This is a genomic window from Iodidimonas muriae (assembly GCF_014647255.1).
Classification (GTDB): domain Bacteria; phylum Pseudomonadota; class Alphaproteobacteria; order Sphingomonadales; family Rhodothalassiaceae; genus Iodidimonas; species Iodidimonas muriae.
Map to the genome: position 1 here is coordinate 96,299 of NZ_BMOV01000008.1, position 19,928 is coordinate 116,226.

At 56.3% G+C, this 19,928-nt stretch carries 16 protein-coding genes and 2 tRNA genes; 9 read left to right on the plus strand and 9 right to left on the minus strand.

Going from position 1 to position 19,928, the window contains the following annotated elements:
- Positions 1 to 76: 76 nt before the first annotated feature.
- The gene (purU, locus tag IEX96_RS11255; RefSeq protein WP_150005619.1) at positions 77 to 928 is read left to right on the plus strand and encodes a formyltetrahydrofolate deformylase; all 852 of its coding nucleotides are present in this window, start codon (positions 77 to 79) and stop codon (positions 926 to 928) included.
- 122 nt (positions 929 to 1,050) lie between these two features.
- Entirely contained in the window at positions 1,051 to 1,857 is an 807-nt protein-coding gene (locus IEX96_RS11260; protein WP_188873941.1) for a hypothetical protein, read from the plus strand.
- Here IEX96_RS11260 and IEX96_RS11265 read toward each other — a convergent pair.
- The 4 genes from IEX96_RS11265 to IEX96_RS11280 all read right to left on the minus strand — a co-directional run bounded on the left by IEX96_RS11265 (position 1,819) and on the right by IEX96_RS11280 (position 5,026).
- Positions 1,819 to 3,960 (minus strand): tetratricopeptide repeat protein, encoded by a 2,142-nt coding sequence (locus IEX96_RS11265; protein ID WP_150005621.1) that lies wholly within the window; start codon positions 3,958 to 3,960, stop codon positions 1,819 to 1,821. The two genes, IEX96_RS11260 and IEX96_RS11265, sit on opposite strands and share 39 nt — an antisense overlap.
- Positions 3,961 to 4,059: 99 nt before the next feature.
- Complete coding sequence (locus IEX96_RS11270; RefSeq protein ID WP_188873942.1) at positions 4,060 to 4,215, minus strand: hypothetical protein; 156 nt, start codon at positions 4,213 to 4,215, stop codon at positions 4,060 to 4,062.
- 65 nt (positions 4,216 to 4,280) lie between these two features.
- Complete coding sequence (locus tag IEX96_RS11275; protein ID WP_150005622.1) at positions 4,281 to 4,622, minus strand: hypothetical protein; 342 nt, start codon at positions 4,620 to 4,622, stop codon at positions 4,281 to 4,283.
- A 26-nt stretch (positions 4,623 to 4,648) separates the two neighbouring features.
- Entirely contained in the window at positions 4,649 to 5,026 is a 378-nt protein-coding gene (locus tag IEX96_RS11280; protein ID WP_150005623.1) for a hypothetical protein, read from the minus strand.
- 229 nt (positions 5,027 to 5,255) lie between these two features.
- Here IEX96_RS11280 and IEX96_RS11285 point away from each other — a divergent pair, with 229 nt between their 5' ends.
- Entirely contained in the window at positions 5,256 to 7,985 is a 2,730-nt protein-coding gene (locus tag IEX96_RS11285; protein WP_188873943.1) for a protein kinase domain-containing protein, read from the plus strand.
- 144 nt (positions 7,986 to 8,129) lie between these two features.
- Here the strand turns inward: IEX96_RS11285 and IEX96_RS11290 are convergent.
- Positions 8,130 to 8,205, minus strand: a tRNA-Asn gene (locus IEX96_RS11290).
- Between the two features lie 171 nt (positions 8,206 to 8,376).
- A tRNA-Cys gene (locus IEX96_RS11295) sits at positions 8,377 to 8,450 on the minus strand.
- A gap of 202 nt (positions 8,451 to 8,652) precedes the next feature.
- Between IEX96_RS11295 and IEX96_RS11300 the strand changes: the two genes are divergently transcribed.
- The 5 genes from IEX96_RS11300 to IEX96_RS11320 all read left to right on the plus strand — a co-directional run bounded on the left by IEX96_RS11300 (position 8,653) and on the right by IEX96_RS11320 (position 15,307).
- A complete protein-coding gene (locus IEX96_RS11300) occupies positions 8,653 to 9,357 on the plus strand; it encodes a protein-L-isoaspartate O-methyltransferase family protein (protein WP_229773696.1) in 705 nt (234 codons plus the stop codon).
- Between the two features lie 180 nt (positions 9,358 to 9,537).
- Positions 9,538 to 10,971: a TolC family outer membrane protein gene (locus tag IEX96_RS11305; RefSeq protein WP_188873944.1), complete on the plus strand. Its 1,434-nt coding sequence runs from the start codon at positions 9,538 to 9,540 to the stop codon at positions 10,969 to 10,971.
- Between the two features lie 151 nt (positions 10,972 to 11,122).
- Entirely contained in the window at positions 11,123 to 11,668 is a 546-nt protein-coding gene (locus tag IEX96_RS11310; RefSeq protein ID WP_229773697.1) for a DUF2497 domain-containing protein, read from the plus strand.
- Between the two features lie 126 nt (positions 11,669 to 11,794).
- A complete protein-coding gene (locus IEX96_RS11315) occupies positions 11,795 to 14,422 on the plus strand; it encodes a valine--tRNA ligase (protein ID WP_188873945.1) in 2,628 nt (875 codons plus the stop codon).
- A 27-nt stretch (positions 14,423 to 14,449) separates the two neighbouring features.
- Positions 14,450 to 15,307: a peptidylprolyl isomerase gene (locus tag IEX96_RS11320; RefSeq protein ID WP_188873946.1), complete on the plus strand. Its 858-nt coding sequence runs from the start codon at positions 14,450 to 14,452 to the stop codon at positions 15,305 to 15,307.
- A gap of 15 nt (positions 15,308 to 15,322) precedes the next feature.
- Here IEX96_RS11320 and mfd read toward each other — a convergent pair whose 3' ends face one another.
- The 3 genes from mfd to IEX96_RS14210 are packed head-to-tail and all read right to left on the minus strand — an operon-like array spanning position 15,323 to position 19,313.
- Complete coding sequence (mfd, locus tag IEX96_RS11325; protein ID WP_188873947.1) at positions 15,323 to 18,835, minus strand: transcription-repair coupling factor; 3,513 nt, start codon at positions 18,833 to 18,835, stop codon at positions 15,323 to 15,325.
- 3 nt (positions 18,836 to 18,838) lie between these two features.
- Positions 18,839 to 19,132: an FAD assembly factor SdhE gene (locus IEX96_RS11330; RefSeq protein ID WP_150005630.1), complete on the minus strand. Its 294-nt coding sequence runs from the start codon at positions 19,130 to 19,132 to the stop codon at positions 18,839 to 18,841.
- 46 nt (positions 19,133 to 19,178) lie between these two features.
- Positions 19,179 to 19,313 (minus strand): hypothetical protein, encoded by a 135-nt coding sequence (locus IEX96_RS14210; protein ID WP_268238506.1) that lies wholly within the window; start codon positions 19,311 to 19,313, stop codon positions 19,179 to 19,181.
- Between the two features lie 20 nt (positions 19,314 to 19,333).
- On the opposite strand from IEX96_RS14210, the gene IEX96_RS11335 reads away from it, so the two are divergent.
- Positions 19,334 to 19,915: a GNAT family N-acetyltransferase gene (locus IEX96_RS11335; protein WP_150005631.1), complete on the plus strand. Its 582-nt coding sequence runs from the start codon at positions 19,334 to 19,336 to the stop codon at positions 19,913 to 19,915.
- Positions 19,916 to 19,928: the final 13 nt, after the last annotated feature.

A 19,928-nucleotide genomic window follows, 5' to 3' on the forward strand; every position in this document is an offset into this window, starting at 1 on the left:
CAGATAAATTGCCTTAAAGATCCCAGCCTCATCCTTTGGACGATATGATTTTCTCAAGCTGGAGCGGGTTTCTTTTATGGATAATGAATTCGTCTTGCTTATGCGTTGTGCGGATCAACCGGGAATTCTGGCGCGGGTGACGGGCTTTTTATATGACCGGGAAGGGGATGTGCGCGATGCGGCGCAATTTGGCGATCCGTCTACAGGACTGTTTTTTGTGCGCATTCACTTTCGGTTGCCCGATGGCGCGGAAAGTTCCGCGGTGCGGCGGGATTTTGAAGCCTTTGCAAAGCCGTTGGGTATTCAATGGGTGATCCGCCGCTGGGAGCGGCGATTGCCGGTGATGATCGCGGTTTCAAAGGCTGGGCATTGCCTGAACGATCTGCTGCACCGGTGGCGCATTGGTGCCTTGCCTATCAAGGTGATGGGGGTGATCTCGAACCATGAAACCATGCGGCCTTTGGTGGAATGGCACGATGTTCCATTCCATTATGTGCCGGTGCAGGCGGACACCAAGCGGGAACAAGAAGCCGCCATGCTGGATTTGTTTGAAAGCAGCGGGGCAGAGCTTATGGTTCTGGCGCGTTATATGCAGATTTTATCCCCCGAGATGTGCACGGCATTGTCGGGGCGGTGCATCAATATTCATCATTCCTTTTTGCCCAGTTTCAAAGGCGCGCACCCCTATCACCGCGCCCATGAATTGGGGGTGAAATTGATCGGTGCAACGGCGCATTATGTGACCCCAGATCTGGATGAAGGCCCGATCATTGAACAAGATGTGCGCCGGGTTTCCCACGCCCATTCACCCCAAGATCTTGTGGCCATTGGGCGGGATACCGAAGCCAGTGTGCTGGCACGGGCTGTGAAATGGCATGCGGAACGCCGGATCATGCTGAATGGCCGCAAAACGGTGGTGTTTACCTAAAAGCAAGTGAAGAACGGCCATGTGACCCGCTGATGACGACCTAAGGCTTCACGATAATCATATTTAACAATTTATTAATGTGTTATATTGCGCGTGGGGCCAGAACAGCTAAGGGTAGTCATATGTCGTTACAGGTCAAATATGTCGGTGTTGCTGGCATCGGGGCGCTCTGTTTTGCGATTTTGGCACCAGATGCCGAGGCGCGTTTGATCCGCTCGGGGGGGCTTTCCACCGGTAGCGCCATTTGCGATTATACTGGCCCCACTTTGGGCCCCTTTGTCGGGCTTTGGGCCTTGGATGAAAATGGCGCACCCACTGGTCGGGCGGTCAGCTTTTTCAATAATGGCGTGGCCGATGTGCTCAACACCATTCCCACTTTCGAGGACTGCGAAGGGCAATCTTACGAGTTTTTTACCAGCGAAACTTTGGAGTTTTTCACCATTGTCGATCCGGGCGTGTTCCTTTTTGCGCAAAATCCCGATGTGGACTTTGTCTTTACCTGGACGCTGGGCGGTTTCACCTTTGAAAGCAAAGACCCAACGCCGACTTTCGCTATGCCAGAGGCGTTGAAAGCGCTGAGCGAAGGCTTTGGCGGTGGCGGAGCTGCGCGCGCCGCCGGTCCTGCGGCTTTTGGAAATCTTGCCGCTAGCGGGGCACGGGCGGCGGCAAATATCACACTGGACCTTACCGTTCGCCTGAGCATCAATGCCAATGAGAATTTCGGATTTTTTGATTGCGCCGGCCCATTATTGGACCCTTGCGGCACCGTTGGCGGGAATTTGGGGGCGGGATTGAATTTCGATGGCTTGGCAACTACCAAGGTGCTGATCCGTGATGTGCCTTTGGCCCCCACCATATCGTTCTTTTTGCTGGGGATCGGGGCGCTTGGCTTAGGGCTCGGCAGACCAATTTGCGGCAATAGGCGTTAGGCTCTGACGCTGGCTGTCCAGATCCGCGGTGATTTTCCCCATGATGTCTTGATAACCGGATAGATCGCGCAGGCCGAACAATAAGGGATCGCGGGGCGTCCAATCCTCGCGCCAGCCATGGTCATAGGCGGTGTTCAAGGCGGCGATGGCCTCGTCATTGCGGCCTTCGAGGGCATTGATCCGGGCCGAAAGATAATCAAGCTCTGCCGAAACCAGACCGTATTTCCGTTCTTCATAAAGCAACTCTGTGCAGTGTTGAAGGCGGCTTTGGGCTTCATCTTGCGCCCCCCGCACTTGATAAATATAGGCAGCTTCAATGGCCGGCGAGCAATAGGGCATGTAAAAGCGCTCTTCTTCAGGCAATGCGCTGTCGGCTGCCAGCAAGAAGTCTGCGGCTTGTTCTTGTGCGCCATAAAGCAACGTATACCAGCCTGCTTCCAGCGCTACATAGCTATCATCGGGATTGGCCTCGACAGCAAAATCGAGCGCGGCCAAGGCTTCTTTGAACTGATCACGGGCGAGCATCAAATTGATGCTGAAATCCTGCGATGCGTAAAGCCCGGCCATATCGGGCATCCCCAATGCCAGCAATGTTGCCGTGAGGCTTTCGCGATATTGAGTGCTTTCGGGGGAGGCAGCCAAAGCCTGTTTCCAGAATTGTGCACTTTCGGCCAGATTGCCTTCACGCCGCGCAATATCGGCCAAACCGCGAAGGCCAAGGGGCGAGCCGGGAGACAGTTCCAAAAGGGCGTTGAAATGCTTGCGGGCTTCTTGCGGATGGCCGCGCAGGCCTTTTTGGAAGCCGATATTATACAGAACCACCGGCGACAGGGGATCAAGGCTGAAGGCGGTTTCCAGACTGTCCATCGCCTCTTTGTGGCGGGATTGACGGGCCAATAATAAGGACTGCCATAAATAGGCATCGGCATAGCTGGGGTTAAGGGCAATGGCTTTGGCATAAGCCTCCAGCGCCGCCGGGGCATTGCCTTCCATATCCTCGATCCGGCCCAAAACCGCATGGGCTTCTGCCATATTGGGATCGCGCATCAGGGTTTTTTCCACATTATTGCGGGCAATGGTGGCGGCAATGGCAGGGTCCAGCGTGCCAAAATTCTCTGATCCTTCCCCAAGCAGTAAAATGGTTGCGGCAAGCCCGGTATAGGCAGCGGCATTTTCCCCGTCAGCCGAGATGGCCTGATCGAAAAAAGTACGGGCTTCACGTAGGCTATCCACCGTGCGCTTGCGCATGGCGGCGCGCCCCCGCAAATAAAGATCATAGGAATCGCCAGCCACCGGCTTTCCCAGCAAATCATTGTCGTCGTCCAAAAAGCGATCGAGCATGATGCCAAGAATGGTGCGGGCAATTTGTTCTTCTACCGTCATCACATCGGTCAGGGTGCGGCTGAAGGCATCGGTCCAGATGGTCAGGCCATCGGCGGCATTGACCAAGGCGGCCGTTACCCGCAAACGATCGCCAGAGGAGCGCACGCTGCCTTGCAAAATGGCTGCCACGCCCAATTGTTTGCCAATGGCGCGGTTATCTGCGCCAGATATGGCAGCACGGAAGGCCGATTGGGGGGCAGCGATACGAATACCGCCAAGCTTTCCCAAAGCAACGGTGACCTCTTCGGCAATGCCTTGTGCCAGATAGCCAAGATCCTGCGCCGGACTCAGATCATCAAAGGGCAACACGGCGATAGATTTATCTTCGGGAAGGGCCGCCATACGCGCTGTGTCATTGCGATTTTGGCCATCGATCATCAGGCCGACCGCGATATAGCTGGCGGCAAGAGCCAGCGTTACGGTTGCGCCAAATCCCAACCAGCGGGCCATGCCCAGCTTATGCACGGGGTGGCTTTCATCAACCTTGGGTGTCCGGATCAATCCTTGCGGCGTGATGTCGAAAAACCATGCCACATAAAGCACTATCGGAAAACCGGCGATGGACAAGATCACCACAAGGGACGAAACCCAATGGGGCATGGCCAAAGCCGGGCCGATGGTCGCTGTGATCTGAATCACCAGCCATGCAATGACTGCATAAGGTGCCATCAGGCGCAGAACACGGCGTCGCCTGATTTCGGATAACAAGCGAGCGGCCATTCTTATTTCCCCTAAATTTGATGTGAAATAATAGAGGGATCAAAGCCATAAAGCAATGGGAGCCTATGGCTATTCTGCGCCTCTTGTTCGGGCTGTGTTTCAACGCACCAGCAGCCGCGCCCGGCTTTTTATGATGAAGGCTTGTTCCATATGGGGGGCGCAAGCCTTTCCCGCCGCGGCCCTTTCCAGCGCTTGCGGGGCATAAAGTGCTACGCTCATGAATTTCATCAAAGCGGTCGGAGAGGGGGAAGGCATGTGTTCGCGCCCTTTCCCCTCCTTTTTGTGGCCTTCAAAGGTCGGGTTTATGACCAGTTTGATCTTTACTCCTTGGAGCGCGCAGCTTGCATGCATTTGCTGGCGATTTTTTCCGTTTTTTCAAGTGCATCCAACAGCTTGGGATTGCCAAAGGCCCCCATGGCCATCACGCTGCGGGCTGCTTCGTCCTTTTCTTTCACTATGGATTCATGGAATTTCACCAGTTCGGAAAATGAGTCCTCGTCGAGTTCGGCGTGCAGTGTATCGCTTGCGCAGGTGCAATTGGCTTTACTATAGCCACCGGCAACACAGGCGGCGATGTACCTGTCCTGATTCGAGTTCCCTTCGCCGCAGGCAGCCAGAGCCATCAGAGCGGAGATGGCCGCCAGTTTCATAATCTGTTTCATAACATCGCTCCTTTCCATCATATCGGTCAGGCGTGTGCGGCATTTCTTTTTGAATGTGCAATGAAGGCGACAACCCCAGCCGCAATGAGCAGCGCGGTGAAAATAAAGGTCTGTGGCGCGAAAAGCGGGGGAAGAATACCTGCGCCCAGCATCAAGCCGCCAGCGAGGGCATAGCGTTCCTTGAGCGACATGAAGACGCCCGCAAGGCCCACGAAAAATCCGGCGATCATAATGAAAGAGGCCGTGATCATTTTGTCGAGCGAGCCGCCTTGAGCCGCGAGCTGGGCCTGCGCGGCAAGACGCTCCATTTCGTTGAGCGAGCCGAAATCGGACATCCATTTCATGCCCAGAAAGCCGACGGCCAATGCGCCGAGAACACCGAGAATGATGCTTGCCATTTTCATCGTTCCATCTCCTGTCTATTTGCATCCTCCCGAGGGATTCAGGGGGATTGCCAACCGACAAGGAGCATTGCATCCGCGCAGGCGGAACTCTTCACGCAGATCTAACGAATTCCTAACGCTATGGATTCGCATGGTTAATCAGATGGTTGATATAAACATTCAATCATTGTAAAATTTGTTTCGGTCTTGTTCGGCCCGGGCTTGTGGTCGGGAATACAAGGGGGTGCAGATGAGCGACTCGGCTTTGTCGCAATCTGGTAACTTATATCTCTATCGTTTCGGTTCGGCGGAGTTCGACGAGGCGCGTTTCGAGCTGCGCATGGGTGGGCAGCCGGTGGAGATGGAGCGCCGCCCGCTGGAGGTGTTGCGCGCGCTCTTGCACCATGCGGGCGAAGTCGTCACCAAGGAAGAACTGTTCGAGACGGTCTGGGCCGGGCGCATCACCGTTGAAAATGTGCTGGCCAATGCCGTGGCCAAGCTGCGCAAGGCGCTGGGCGAGGGGAATGCCGCCTTCATCGTCACACAAGCGCGGGTGGGCTATCGCTTTGATGGCGAGCTGGAGCGCATCGCCGCAGGGCGACGACTGATCAGCCGCCTTGAACTCAAGCCCGGCGAGGCCGTGCCCGGCCGTTCGCATTTCCGGCTTCTGGAGCAGCTTTCCATTACCGGCGGCAGCGAGGTCTGGCTGGCGCAACATGAAAAGACCGGTGAGCGCCGTGTCTATAAATTCAGCCCCGATGGCGAGCGTCTGGCGGCGCTGAAGCGCGAGGCCACGCTCTCGCGTTTGATGCGGGAATCGCTGGGGGAGCGCCCGGACATCAGCCGCATCATCGACTGGAATTTCGAAGCCGAGCCCTTCTTCCTTGAATGTGCCTATGGCGGGCAGAGCCTGCCGGACTGGGCGGAGGAGAAGGAACGGCTGGCCGCCATGTCAGCAAGCGAGCGGTTGGAACTGGCTTTGCAGGTGATCGACGCCATCGCCGCTGCCCATAGCGTGGGGGTGCTGCACAAGGATTTGAAGCCTGCCAATGTTCTGGTGGATGCAGATGGCCAAGGTGGCTGGCAGGTGCGGGTCACCGATTTTGGCAGTGGCCGCCTGATGGAGCCTGCCGTGCTGGCGGAACTGGGCATCACCCCGCTTGGCCAGACCATCGCGGATGATTCATCAAGCAATTCGAGTTATGGCACGCCCCTTTATATCGCGCCTGAGGTGATAGCCGGTGCGGTCCCCACAGCACGCAGCGATATTTATGCATTGGGCGTTCTTAGCTATCAGATCTTGGCGGGTGATCTGAAAAAGCCGCTGACAACCGGCTGGGAGGATGATCTGGAAGGCGCCCTGTTGCGCGAGGATATTGCGCAGGCAACGGCGGGTGATCCCACGCGGCGCATGGCTTCGGCGGCTGAACTGGCCCAACGCCTGCGTTCTTTGGAAGAGCGGCATCTTGAACGGCGACGGCTGGCGGCGGTGAAACAGCGCGCATTAAAAGCACAGGCAGCTCTTCAACGCAGCCGGGCGCGGCGGCCTTGGCTTATCGGGGTGATTTCCCTTTTGGCGTTGGGCGTGGCAGCCAGCACCGGGCTGTTCTTGCGTGCCAGCGAGGCGTGGCACAGTGCACAGCAGCAAGCAACGCGCGCCGAAGCCACCGCCGCCTTCTTGCGTGATATCATGATCAATGCCGACCCGCGCGAATCCGGTGCGGGCCATGATGCCAGCCTGCGCGATGCACTGACACAGGCCACAAAGCGCATCGAAGCGCGTTTTGCTGCCGATCCTGCCATGGAGGCCTCGGTCCGCTTGACGGCGGGGGAAATCTATACCGGCCTTCAGGATTTCCCAACCGCCGTTCTGCATCATCGCCGCGCTGCTTTGCTTCTGGCCCATATGCTGGGCGAAAGCCATCCGCGCACGCTGGAGGCTCGCTATCGCTTGGGCGAAGCGCTTAGCAATGCCTCGCTTTATGACGAAGCGGGCGAGGTGCTTGAGGCCGCCGACGGAGATGCGGGCGCGCGACTCGACGAGGATGACGCACTAGGGCTGGCCGCTGCCCGGGCGCATGGGCGCTTTGAGCTTCTTCAGGCCAAAAGCGAAACGGCAACAGACCATTATGAAGAGGCATTGCGGCGTCTTGCCCGTGTTGCGCCGGATGATGCGCGCAACTTCCATGCACTCAGCCTTGATCTGGCGCAGGGCTATGTCCGTATCGGTCGGCAGGAAGAGGCGGTGGTCCTTCTGGAAAAATTGCAAGAAGAGGCGCGCTTTGCCGATGCAGGCGTCAGCGATGCACGCCGCGCCACCGCAAAATTGCATTATGGTGCCGCCCTTCTTCATTCGGGGCGGCTGGAAAAGGCGGAAAGCGTGCTGGCCGAGGCCTTGCCGGCATTGGCCGCCGCCTTCGGGCCGGAATCGACCCAATTGGCCGAAGGGCGCGGGGTATTGGGCAATCTTTATGCCGCCAGCGGACGCTGGGCCGAAGCTGCGCCCTTGATTGCCCACGTGCGCGAGACGACCTGCGCCTCCCTTGGCCTTGAGCATCTCAATTGCCTGATGGCGGGCGGCAATGAAGGCGTCATTCTGGTGCAATTGGGAAAGGCCATGGAGGCGATTCCCCGGCTGACAGCGGCGCGCGATGCTTTCGACCGCCTGATGGGGCCAGCCTCACCCGGTGTGCATGTGTTGAATTATTATCTGGCGCAGGCCCTGCTGGATATGGGCGATGGCGGTGCCGCTGCGCCGATCGTGGAGGGGCTTGATCCCGCCTTGCTTGCCGCCGGTAGCCCGGGAGATGAATGGTCGGTACGACTGGACGCGCTGCGCGGCTGGGCAATGATTTTGAACGGCGAACCTGAAAAGGGGCGTCGCCTGATCGAGGCTGCCTTGGCGCAAATGAAAGGTGCGGCGATGCAGAGCTGGATCATTGATCCCTTCCGCCGGGTGCTTTCCTCTGAAAATCTTTGAATGAAGCGTCAATGAGGCTGCGGCGTGCCGCTGGTCTGGGAAGGCGTTTTGTCGCCAAAATCTGTGCGGCGCGGGCTGGTTTCGGGGCGATATGGGGACGGGGCAAAAGAAAACCCGACAGATGCTGTGCATCTGTCGGGTGATTGGCTCCCCGGGCCGGACTCGAACCAGCGACAAAGCGGTTAACAGCCGCTCGCTCTACCAACTGAGCTACCGGGGATCAGGGCCTGCTGTGTGCATATTCGTGTCTGAACACAGCCGGTCCGGAAACCGTATATCGTGCGACCGTGGCCGCGGGCGGATCGTATAGGACGAAAAATTCATCCTGCCAAGTCCTTCTTGCGAATATTTTCGCAAAATGATGACAATCCGCCGAAAGTCACCGAAAATCTGGAGGCCCGGGCCGGAATCGAACCGGCGTGCAAGGATTTGCAGTCCTCTGCGTAACCACTCCGCCACCGGGCCGCAGGTCGGTGTGGGCGGCGTAATAGCAAAGCCTTGGCTGATGTGCAACGCAATAGTTGCGATTTGTCATTTGCTTCGATTTTGTTCAAAGACGTGGCTCAAATGATATTTGAAGGCTTTGGGTGCGTCTGGCCGTTGTCAGCAGGGATTGCCATGGTTATAAGTCCAGCCTGAAATAGCTTTATCAAGGGACTGAACTGTGATGAGAAACGCAGCCATGAGCAAGGCCGGGACCGAGGATTCTTCAAAGGCTGTGCGCCTTGCCATGATTGAAGGGCAGATTCGCCCCAATCGGGTTTCCGACGAACGCGTGCTTGATGCGATCAGGACTGTCCCGCGTGAACAGTTCGTGCCCAAGTTTTTGCGTGGCGTCGCTTATCTGGATGAAGATCTGGAAATTGCCGAAGGCCGCTATCTGATGGAGCCGATGGTTTTCGCACGCCTTGTGATGGCTGCGGACATCAAAGCGGATGATGTGGTGCTCGATATTGGCGCTGCCACTGGCTATTCCACCGCTGTTTTGTCGCGTTTGGCGGAAACGGTTGTCGCTGTTGAGGAAGATGCGGATCTGGCAAGCAAAGCCTCGGCCAAGCTATCAGAGCAGGGCTGCGACAATGCCGTGGTGATCGAAGGCAAGTTGGTGGTTGGTGCTCCCGATCATGGTCCGTTTGATGTGATTGTCATCAATGGCGCGGTGGAGATGATCCCCAATGGCCTGATGACACAACTTGCCGATCATGGCCGTTTGGTCTGTGTGCGCCAGCAAGACGGGGTAAGCCGGGGCGTGGTTTTCACCAAAACAAGTGCAGGCGACGGAGCGGAAAAGGCTGTGGGCGCGCGGGAATTGTTTGATGCGTTTACACCGGTCCTGCCCGGATTTTCTAAAAAAGAGACATTCCGTTTCTGATTTTTGTGGCAAAAATGCAGAACTTTGAGGTGAATTTCTGAAAGTATGCTTGTTTATCTATATCTCTTACCGATATGGTTGAGCCACAAAAGGGCGCCCTTGATTATGGGGCGTTTCGACAACAAACATGACAGCGAGACGGCCCGTAAAAACAAGGGCCATACGAAGGATAGACAGGATATGAAACGCGCACGATTTTTATTGGCCACAACGGCCCTTGGCTTGAACGTGAGCTTTGCAGGGGCCGTTCACGCAGAAACCCTGCGGGAGGCTTTGGCCGCAGCATATTACAGCAATCCCGATCTGGCCGCAGCCCGGGCGGAACAACGCTCGGTGGATGAAGCAGTCCCGGCGGCGGTTTCCAACTGGCGTCCAAACATTTCCGGTCAGGTTCAATTGTTTGAATCGGATATTTCTTCCACCACCGTTCGCGGAACCGACGGCACGATCGTTAATGACAATGATTTCAGCGGCAGCAATGAAGTGTATTCTGCTCGCGTGGATCAGCAGATCTTTCGCGGTATGCGGAATTTCAACCAATATAAGGGTGCCAAATCCGAAGTGATGGCCGGACGGGCCAATTTGCTGTCAACGGAACAGCAGGTGCTTTTGGATGCGGTGACCGCATATATGGATGTGCTGCGGGATATGGCCGTTGTGCGGCTCAATGATAACAATGTGCAGGTTCTCACCCGTCAATTGGAAGCGACTCAAGATCGCTTCCGGGTGGGCGAGGTGACGCGCACCGATGTGGCGCAGGCGGAAGCGGCCTTGGCGGGTTCCCGCTCCACACGTATTCAGGCGCAGGCAACCCTTGAAACCAGCCGCGCTGTTTATCGCCGGATCATCGGCATGTATCCGGGCACTTTGGAAGATGCGCCCGAATTGCCGCCGCTGCCGCAAAGCGAAGATATGGCTGTCGAGGTGGCTTTGGATGAAAATCCGTTGGTGGTCTCTGCCCGCCATGTGGAACAAGCGGCAAAATATGATGTAAAGGAAGCCAAGGGGGGCATTCTCCCCACGGTTAGCGCCTTTGCAGATTGGTCGCGGCGTGAAAGCCCGACACTGACTTTTGACCCGGTTCCCAATAGCTTCGTGAATGCCAGCAATGTGGGCGAATCGACCCGTTATGGTATCACCATCGATATTCCGCTTTACCAATCCGGTGCGGAATATTCCACCGTGCGGCGTGCCAAGCAGATCAACAGCCAGCGGCGCTTGCAGATCGTATCGGCGGAACGCCAGGTGATGCAGAATGTACGGGTGGCGTGGGAAAATTATCGGGCGGCTCAGGCCAGCATCGAGGCCACATCAGCCCAGGTGCGTGCCAACGAGATCGCCCTTGAAGGGGTGCGCCAAGAAGCCTCTGTCGGATCGCGCACCACTTTGGACGTTTTGGATGCGGAACAGATCCTGCTGGATAGCCGGGTGAATCTGGTAACAGCACGCCGTAATGAATATGTGGCGGGTTTTTCGGTTTTGGAAGCGGTTGGCCGGTTGAATGCCGCATCGCTTAATCTGCCGGTTGAATTGTATCAGCCGGAAGAATACTACAAGTCTGTGAAATGGAAGCTCGTGGGATGGGGAACGGGTGATAAAGACGATTCTGAATAACAAAAGGGCTTTGTCCTTGGTGTTGACAGAAATTTTTGTCACAATTAACCATCTCTAAGGATATTTCGCGGCTATTCTATAGCGTAACAACAAACAGCCGCAGGGCCGGTGATTGTCGCCTATGACTGAGACGGTCGAAAAAGAACCAACGATGGAGGAGATTCTTGCCTCCATCCGCCGCATCATTTCAGAAGATTCGGCGGATGAGGGTGAGTCATCTTCCGATGAGTCGCGTCCGGTTGAAGAAACGCAACCAAAGGCAGACAGTGCGCTGGATCAGGCCGATATGGAGCCGGAGCCAGCGCCCGAACCTGAGCCCGAACCCGAACCGGCCTTTGAGCCGGAGCCAGAGCCGGAAGACGATGTTCTGGAGCTGACCGACTTTGTGGAAGCAGAGTCAGAGCCAGAGCCGGACTTTGACGAGCCGGATAGTCTTGTTGATGATCTGGCTGATAAAATCACCGAAGAAGCTTTGGTTTCCAGCAGCACCGAAGAACGGTCTAGCGCCTCTTTCGCGGAATTGTCAGCCATGTTGGTTGGTGGGTATGAAGGGGCTGGCAATACCTTGGAAGGCTTGGTGCGGGAAATGCTCAAGCCGATGTTGCGGGCCTGGCTGGATGAAAATCTGCCCCGTATCGTCGAGGATATGGTGGAGCGGGAAGTGGCGCGCATCGCGGCGCGTGGCGGGCGTAAATAAGCGACAGCCCGGTATTCTTACACTCTGTTTTTAAAGCTTGTCTTTTTGCATGGATTAGAGCCAGTGCAGCCGTTAGAGTGCGCCAAACCCCTTTGACGCCCTTGGCAAACCTATTGAGCTGGATACATGGACAAGCATTACGACCCGTCGGATATCGAGAAAAAATGGTTCCCGCATTGGGAAAATAGCGGTGCCTTCAAAGGCGGCCGCCGCCCCGATGCCCAGCCTTATTGCATCGTGATTCCGCCGCCCAATGTCACTGGCTCATTGCATGTGGGACATGCGCTCAACAACACCTTGCAAGACGTGCTGTGCCGTTTCGAGCGGCTTCGCGGCAAGGATGTGTTGTGGCAACCCGGTGTGGATCATGCGGGGATCGCCACCCAAATGGTGGTGGAACGCCAATTGGCCGCCGAGGGGCTGGACCGCCGCGATATGGGGCGTGAAGCCTTTTTGGAGCGGGTCTGGAAGTGGAAAGAAGAGTCTGGCGGGACCATTGAAAATCAATTGAAGCGCCTTGGTTCATCGGCGGATTGGTCGCGCTCGCGATTCACCATGGATGAGGGTTTGTCCAAAGCGGTTGTAAAGGTGTTCGTGCAATATCACCGCGAGGGACTGATCTACCGCGACAAACGGCTGGTAAACTGGGACCCGAAATTCCGCACCGCCATTTCCGATCTGGAAGTGGAACAGCGCGAGGTAGACGGCAATTTCTGGCATTTGGCCTATCCGGTGGATGGCAGCGATGAACGCATCATTGTCGCCACCACGCGCCCTGAAACCATGCTGGGCGATACGGCTGTTGCCGTGCATCCGGAAGATGATCGCTACCGCCATCTGGTGGGTAAAATGGTGCGCCTGCCGTTGACGGATCGCCTGATCCCCATCATCGCCGATGAGCATGCGGATCCCGAACAAGGCTCGGGCGCGGTGAAGATCACGCCCGCCCATGATTTTAACGATTTCGAGGTGGGCAAGCGCAATGATCTGGAGATGATCAATATCTTCGATCAGCATGCTGCCATCAACGAAAACGCCCCGGAAAAATATCGTGGCATGAGCCGGGAAGAGGCGCGCAAAGCGGTGGTGGCCGATCTGGATGCCTTGGGCGTTTTGGTGAAAATCGAGCCCAAGCGCATCATGATGCCTTATGGTGACCGGTCTGGCGTGGTGATCGAGCCATGGTTGACCGACCAATGGTATGTGGATGCGAAAACGCTGGCTGGGCCTGCCATTGAAGCGGTGCGTTCTGGAAAAACAAAGTTCGTGCCGGGTAATTGGGAAAAAACCTATTATCAATGGATGGAGAATATCCAGCCCTGGTGCATTTCGCGGCAACTTTGGTGGGGCCATCAGATCCCGGCATGGTATGGCCCGGATGGGACCGTTTATGTGGCGGAATCCGAAGAAGAAGCACAGGCACAAGCGGGAGAGGGCGTTGCGCTTACCCGCGATGAAGATGTGCTTGATACATGGTTCTCTTCGGCTTTGTGGCCGTTTTCCACGCTGGGCTGGCCTGAAGATACGCCGGATGTGAAGCGTTTTTACCCCACGGCAACACTGGTCACGGCTTTTGACATTATCTTCTTTTGGGTTGCCCGGATGATGATGTCTGGCCTGCATTTCATGAATGAAGTGCCGTTCAAAGATGTCTATATCACTTCTTTGGTCCGCGACGAAAAAGGGGACAAGATGTCGAAATCCAAGGGGAATGTGATTGATCCCCTTGATTTCATTAATAAATACGGGGCCGATGCCCTGCGCTTCACCATGGCGTCTTTGGAAACACAGGGCCGCGATATCAAGCTGTCGGAAAGCCGTGTGGAAGGCTACCGGAATTTCGGCACCAAGCTTTGGAATGCGGCGCGTTTTTGTGAAATGAACGGTATTGGCGGCAGCCGGGATCTGACCCCGCCGCCGGCCACTTTGTCGGTCAATCGCTGGATTATCGGCGAGATTGGCAAGGCGGCAGAACTGGTGACAAAATCGCTGGAAGCGTTCCGGTTCGATGCGGCGGCAAATGCCATTTATCATTTCACATGGGGTACCTTCTGCGATTGGTATCTGGAACTGATCAAGCCCACTTTGATGGGGAAAGACGGCGCGGAAAAGGACGAAACCCGGGCGGTTGCCGGTTGGGTTCTGGATCAGATCCTGGTGCTGTTGCATCCTTTCATGCCCTTCATCACCGAAGAATTGTGGCATGCGCTTTATGAAGGCGACCGCGATGATCTGATCGAAGCCCGCTGGCCGGTGGTGCGCGCCGATGCGGTGGATGCCGAGGCCGATGCGGAACTGACATGGATCGTTGATCTGATCAGCGCCACGCGCTCGGCCCGGTCGGAAGCCAATATCCCCGCAGGAGCCAAGGTTTCTGTTTTGGTGCAGGAAACCCGCGAAGAACGGCTTTTGTGGCTCGCCCGTAATGGTGATCTGATCTTGCGGCTTGGGCGTTTGGCCAGCATCACCCCTACCGAGTATCTGCCGAATAAAGGCGCGGTGCAATTCGTGATGGACGGGGCTTCTTTCGCCATTCCGCTTGAGGGTGTGATCGATCTTGGGGAAGAACGGGCACGCTTGGACAAGGCCATTGCCAAGACCGAGAAGGAAATCAATGCCCTGTCAGGGCGGCTTTCCAACGAGAAATTTGTTGCCAATGCCCCTGATGAGGTGGTGGCGGAAGCCCGTAACCGCTTGGAGCAAGAGCGCGATCAACTTGAAAAACTGAAGGCGGCCAAGGCACGCCTTGGCTAAGTAAAACCGTAAAAAGGGGGCAAGTATATGAGACGGATGAGACGCATAGGGATTTTGGGTGCGGTCCTTTCGGTGACGATATTTGCCACTACTTGCGCGCGCGGTCAGGATGATGTGTGGCGCAGGCTGGACCCTGAAAATACACTTTATATCGAGATGGATCGGGGGCGGGTGATTGTGGAACTTGCCCCCGATCTTGCGCCGAAAAATGTCGCGCAGTTAAAGCGTTTGGTGCGCGAAGGGCGCTATACGAACACCAGCTTTTATCGGGTGATCGAGAATTTTGTCGCTCAAGGCGGGCTTGAGGTTGATGTGGAGGATATTCCCGCACTTCAAGCAGAATTTGAATGGGAGATGGGTCGGCTGGACGGAGTGACGCCGGTAGAGAGCAATGACCCCTTTGCCGCCCAAACCGGCCTTTATAACGGCTTTGCGCTGGGATATGACAACAAGGAAGGTCGGGAATGGGCGATCCATTGTCCCGGTGTTATGGCGTTGGCGCGGGAAAATGAAGCGGACTCCGCCACGTCGGATTTTTATTTCCCCATTGGTCAGGCGCCGCGACATCTGGACCGTAATCTCACCATCGTTGGTCGGGTGCTTCAAGGATTTCGCTTTATCCAGGGGGCATATCGCGGTGACCGGGATAGTGCAGGCGGGGTGATCGGTAGCAAAACCTTGCGCACAGCGATCAAATCCATGGCCATTGCCGCTGATCTTGATCCTGCCGATCGAACAAGGCTGGAAGTGATCAATACCAGCCATCCAAGATTCCTAGAACAGCTGGATGCGCAAAGAAATCGCAAGGGGGCTTTTTGGCATCACGGCCCCACGTCTTTTGTTGACGTTTGCACCGTGCCGGTTCCTGTCCGCCCCGGAAATTGATGGCCGATTCCGTGGTTATGCGGCCTGTTTGGCTTTTTGTGCCACTTTTGAAATGCCAAGAGCCAGTTGCTTGACCACCTTCAGGCGCCGTTCCACGCTGTCGATCCGCGCCAGATAGACCAATTTGTGATCGGGCCGCAATTTGGCGGTGACTTTTTGCTTGGAAATAAATTCCACCAGTCCGCCGGGATTGGCGAAGCGATCGCGGTGGAAACTTACCGTGATGCCCTTTGGTCCGGCATCGATCTTGGAAATTCCAGCGGCCATACAGGCGATCTTGATCTCGATCACCGATAGCAGTTGGTCCACTTCGGTGGGGATGGGGCCAAAGCGGTCAATCAATTCGGCTGCGAATCCTTCGATTTCCGATTTTGAGTCAAGATCCGCGATGCGCCGATAAAGGGCCATGCGCAGATTGAGATCTTCCACATATGTTTCGGGGATCAAGACGGTGGCCCCCACATTGATTTGCGGAGACAAGGCGCCTTCATCCTGCGCATCTTCGGCCCCGCCATCGCGGGCGGCGGCCACGGCTTCTTCCAGCATTTGCTGGTAAAGCTCTACCCCCACTTCCTTGATATGCCCCGATTGTTCGTCGCCCAAAAGATTGCCGGCCCCGCGGATGTCCATATCGTGGCTGGCAAGAGTGAAACCAGCCCCCAATGTGTCCAGTGATTGCAGCACTTCCAGCCGCTTTTGCGCACCAATGGTCATGATGCGGTTGGCGGGGTGGGTCATATAGGCATAGGCCCGCACCTTTGAGCGCCCGACGCGGCCCCGCAACTGATAAAGCTGGGCCAGCCCAAACATATCGGCGCGGTGAATGATCAGCGTATTGGCCCGTGGAATATCCAGCCCCGATTCCACAATGGTGGTGGATAAAAGCACATCATAACGCCCTTCGTAAAACGAGGTCATGGTGTCTTCGATCTGGGCGGGCGACATCTGCCCATGGGCGGTGATGACTTTCACTTCCGGAACGCTATCGCGCAGAAAGGCCTGAGCCTCTTCCAGATCAGCGATGCGCGGCACCACATAAAAGCTTTGCCCGCCCCGGAAATGTTCCCGCAACAAAGCTTCGCGGATCACCACATCGTCGAATGGCATAACAAAGGTCCGCACCGCCAAGCGATCCACCGGTGGCGTGGCGATTAAAGACAGGTCGCGGATGCCCGACATGGCCAATTGCAAGGTGCGCGGAATGGGGGTGGCGGTTAAGGTGAGCACATGCACATCGGCCTTCAATTGCTTGAGCTTTTCTTTATGGCCAACACCGAAATGCTGTTCTTCATCGATGATCAAAAGACCCAACCGTTTGAATTCGATTGATTTTCCCAATAATGCGTGGGTGCCCACCACAATATCCACGGTGCCATCGCGCAGGCCATCCTTGGTAACACGGGCTTCTTTGGGGCTGATCAGCCGCGAAAGCTGTTCGATACGCACCGGCAGGCCGCGGAACCGTTCGGTGAAATTTTGAGCATGCTGGCGGGCCAGAAGGGTTGTGGGGGCGACGACGGCCACCTGCTGCCCTGCCATCACCGCAATAAAGGCGGCACGCAGCGCCACTTCGGTTTTGCCAAAGCCCACATCGCCGCAGACCAGACGGTCCATGGGTTTCCCCGAAATCAGATCGTTTGACACATCTTCAATGGCACGCAATTGATCATCTGTTTCCGTATAGGGAAAGCGCGAGGCAAATTCATCATAAAGCCCGGCGGGGGCAGAAAATGTCTCGGCATGCTTTAAAGCGCGGGTGGCGGCGATTTTGATCAGCCCTTCCGCCATATCGCGGATGCGCTTTTTCATGCGGGCTTTTTTGGCCTGCCAGGCATGGCCGCCCAATTTGTCCAGATCGTTATCGGTGCCTTCCGAGCCATAGCGCGACAGAACGTCGATATTTTCGACCGGTACAAACAGCTTGTCGCCATCGCGGTAGGTGAGCGCCACACAATCATGGGGGGCACCGGATACCTCGATGGTTTCAAGGCCTTCAAAGCGGCCAACCCCGTGATCCACATGCACCACCAGATTGCCGGGTGACAAGGCAGAGGCATCGCGCAAGAAATCATCACCGCGCCGAGCTTTGCGGCCTTTGCGGATCAATCGGTCGCCCAAGATATCCTGTTCGGTGACCACCGCCAGATCAGGGGTGTCAAAGCCATGCTCCAAAGCCATGACAGCAAGGGCAACGGTTTGTTTGGGCAAAGCGCGGGCCTCGTCCCAGTTTTGCGCCGGGGCGGTCTTGTGCAATTTGTGGTCGGCCAACACCGTTTGCATGCGTTGGCGCGCCCCATCGGAATAGGTGGCTAAAACAACGCGCTTTTTGTCTTTTAAAAGGCCGGACACATATGTGCGCAGGGCATCATAGATATTGATGTCGCGGTTTTGCCGTTCCGGTGCGAAATTGCGGCCCACTTTTCCACCGAAATTCACCACGATGTCGGACGAAGGGGCGGCAAAGGGCGAGAAAGTACGGGCCGCTCTTTCTCCCAAAAGATCATCCCATTCATCATGGTCAAGATAAAGAGTGCCGGGCATCAAGGGTTTATAGGGGGAAGACAGCGCCGTTCTGGCCTTGGCCTTTGTGGCTTCCTTGCGCGTTTCATAATAATCGCAGATGGATTCAATGCGCTGGGTGGCGGCTTCCGATGCCTGATGGTCAAGGCTGACAAGGGCATTGGGCAGATAATCAAACAGGGTTTCCATGCGGTCATGGAATAAGGGCAGCCAATGCTCGGCCCCTTGATAGCGCCGCCCTTCGCTGATGGCTTCATAAAGCGGATCAGAGTCGGTCACCGCCCCGAATGTTTCCACATAAGCCTTACGGAAGCGGCGGATTGCGGTTTCATCCAGAGCGAACTCGCCAACCGGACGAAGGTCGATCCGGTCCAGTTTGCCCGTGGTGCGTTGGCTTAAAGGATCAAAACACCGCAGTTGATCCAGCTCATCGCCAAACAGGTCCAGCCGGATAGGGCTGCGCGCATCGGGTGGAAAAATGTCGATCAAACCGCCGCGCTGGGCAAATTCGCCGGGTTCGGTCACCTGGCTGGAACGGCTATAGCCGCCTTTGGTCAAGAAGGCGGTAAGGGCCGATATGTCGATGCTGTCACCGGGCTTTGCGCAAAAACTTTGCGAGGTGACAAAATCGCGCGCAGGAACCCGCTGCAGGGCGGCTGAAACGGTGGTCAGAACAATGCGCGGGCCAGATGGCTTCATGGTGGCAAGGCGGGTGAGCGCCGCCATGCGCCGGGCCATGATTTCGCCATTGGGAGAAACCCGGTCATAAGGCAGGCAATCCCATGCAGGAAGGGCGATCACCTCTATTTCCGGCGCGAAAAAGGCGATTTGCTCTGTCAGTTCACTGATGCGGCGATCTTCGCGGGCGATATGCAGCAAAGACACGGCGCCAAGGCGCGATTGGGCGGCCTGTGCAAGATCGCCAAGCACCAGCGCATCAAAGCCTTCCGGCACGCCCGCAAGGGTTTGAGGACGGTCGGCTTTCAATAATGCAGCCAAATCCGCCATGGCCTAATCCCCGATGCTCACATAATCCAGCTTTTGCATATCGTGAAGACAGGGGGTGTCAAAGATATCAGGCACCGGTTCGGATTTCATGATCCAGGCCAGAATATCACGGTCGCTTTCTTCCAAAAGCCGCTCAAACCATGCAATCTGTTCGTGATCCCAGCTTTCCACATGGGTGCGCACAAAGGTGCCGATGATGATATCGGCTTCCTTCACCCCCCGGTGCCAGGCACGAAAGACCAGCCGTTTGCGACGGTTTTCGAGATCGATATCGGCGGTTGGCAGATTTTCAGACATGGGGATCTCATCAAGAAAAGAAGGGGCCAAGGGCGAAGCGTCAGGGTCAAAGACGCGGCGGACTATAAAAGCGCGAAGGCCGCCGGTCCAGCGCCAAGGAGGCAATATGCTCTTGCGGCTTGCCAAGACGGGCATGGCGTTTCAGGATAGCCGCCAATTGCGGTACAGGCCGTTTGATCATTTGATGGGATAGGACACGCCATGACCACCCAAACGCCAACACTTGAAAAAAATGCCCGGCTGCTTTTACGGCCTCTGGATGACTGCGACATAGACGCTTTGGTGGCGGCCCGCACCGGGGTTGAGGCCAATCGCTATACCGGCTGGGAGAACCCCGATACCGAAGGGTGGGCGCGGGATGTGGTTTTGGAAATGAAAACGAAAAAACCCGGCGAACAAGGGCCGTCAGGCGGCTGGTATCAATATGCCATCGTCGATCGCCCCACAGGAAAAACGGCGGGAGACATAGGCGTGGGCTTTGGTGTTCCCGGCCCCCATCAAGCGGAAATCGGCTATCGGCTTTTGGATGAATTCCAAGGCCGTGGAATGGCGGGCGAAGCGGTGGGGATCATGGTGGATCATTTGTTCGGCGATCATGGCCTGCACCGCCTTGTGGCCACCATTGCCGCTCCCAACCGGGCATCGAGCCGACTTGTGGAAGCTTTGGGCTTTCGCCGCGAAGGCATCTTCAGAAAAAGTTTTCTATGCTATGGCGAATGGCTCGACGATCATTATTATGCGCTTCTTGAAGAAGAATGGCGTAATCGGCCGGGTCGTCGCTAAGCCACTATAGTCT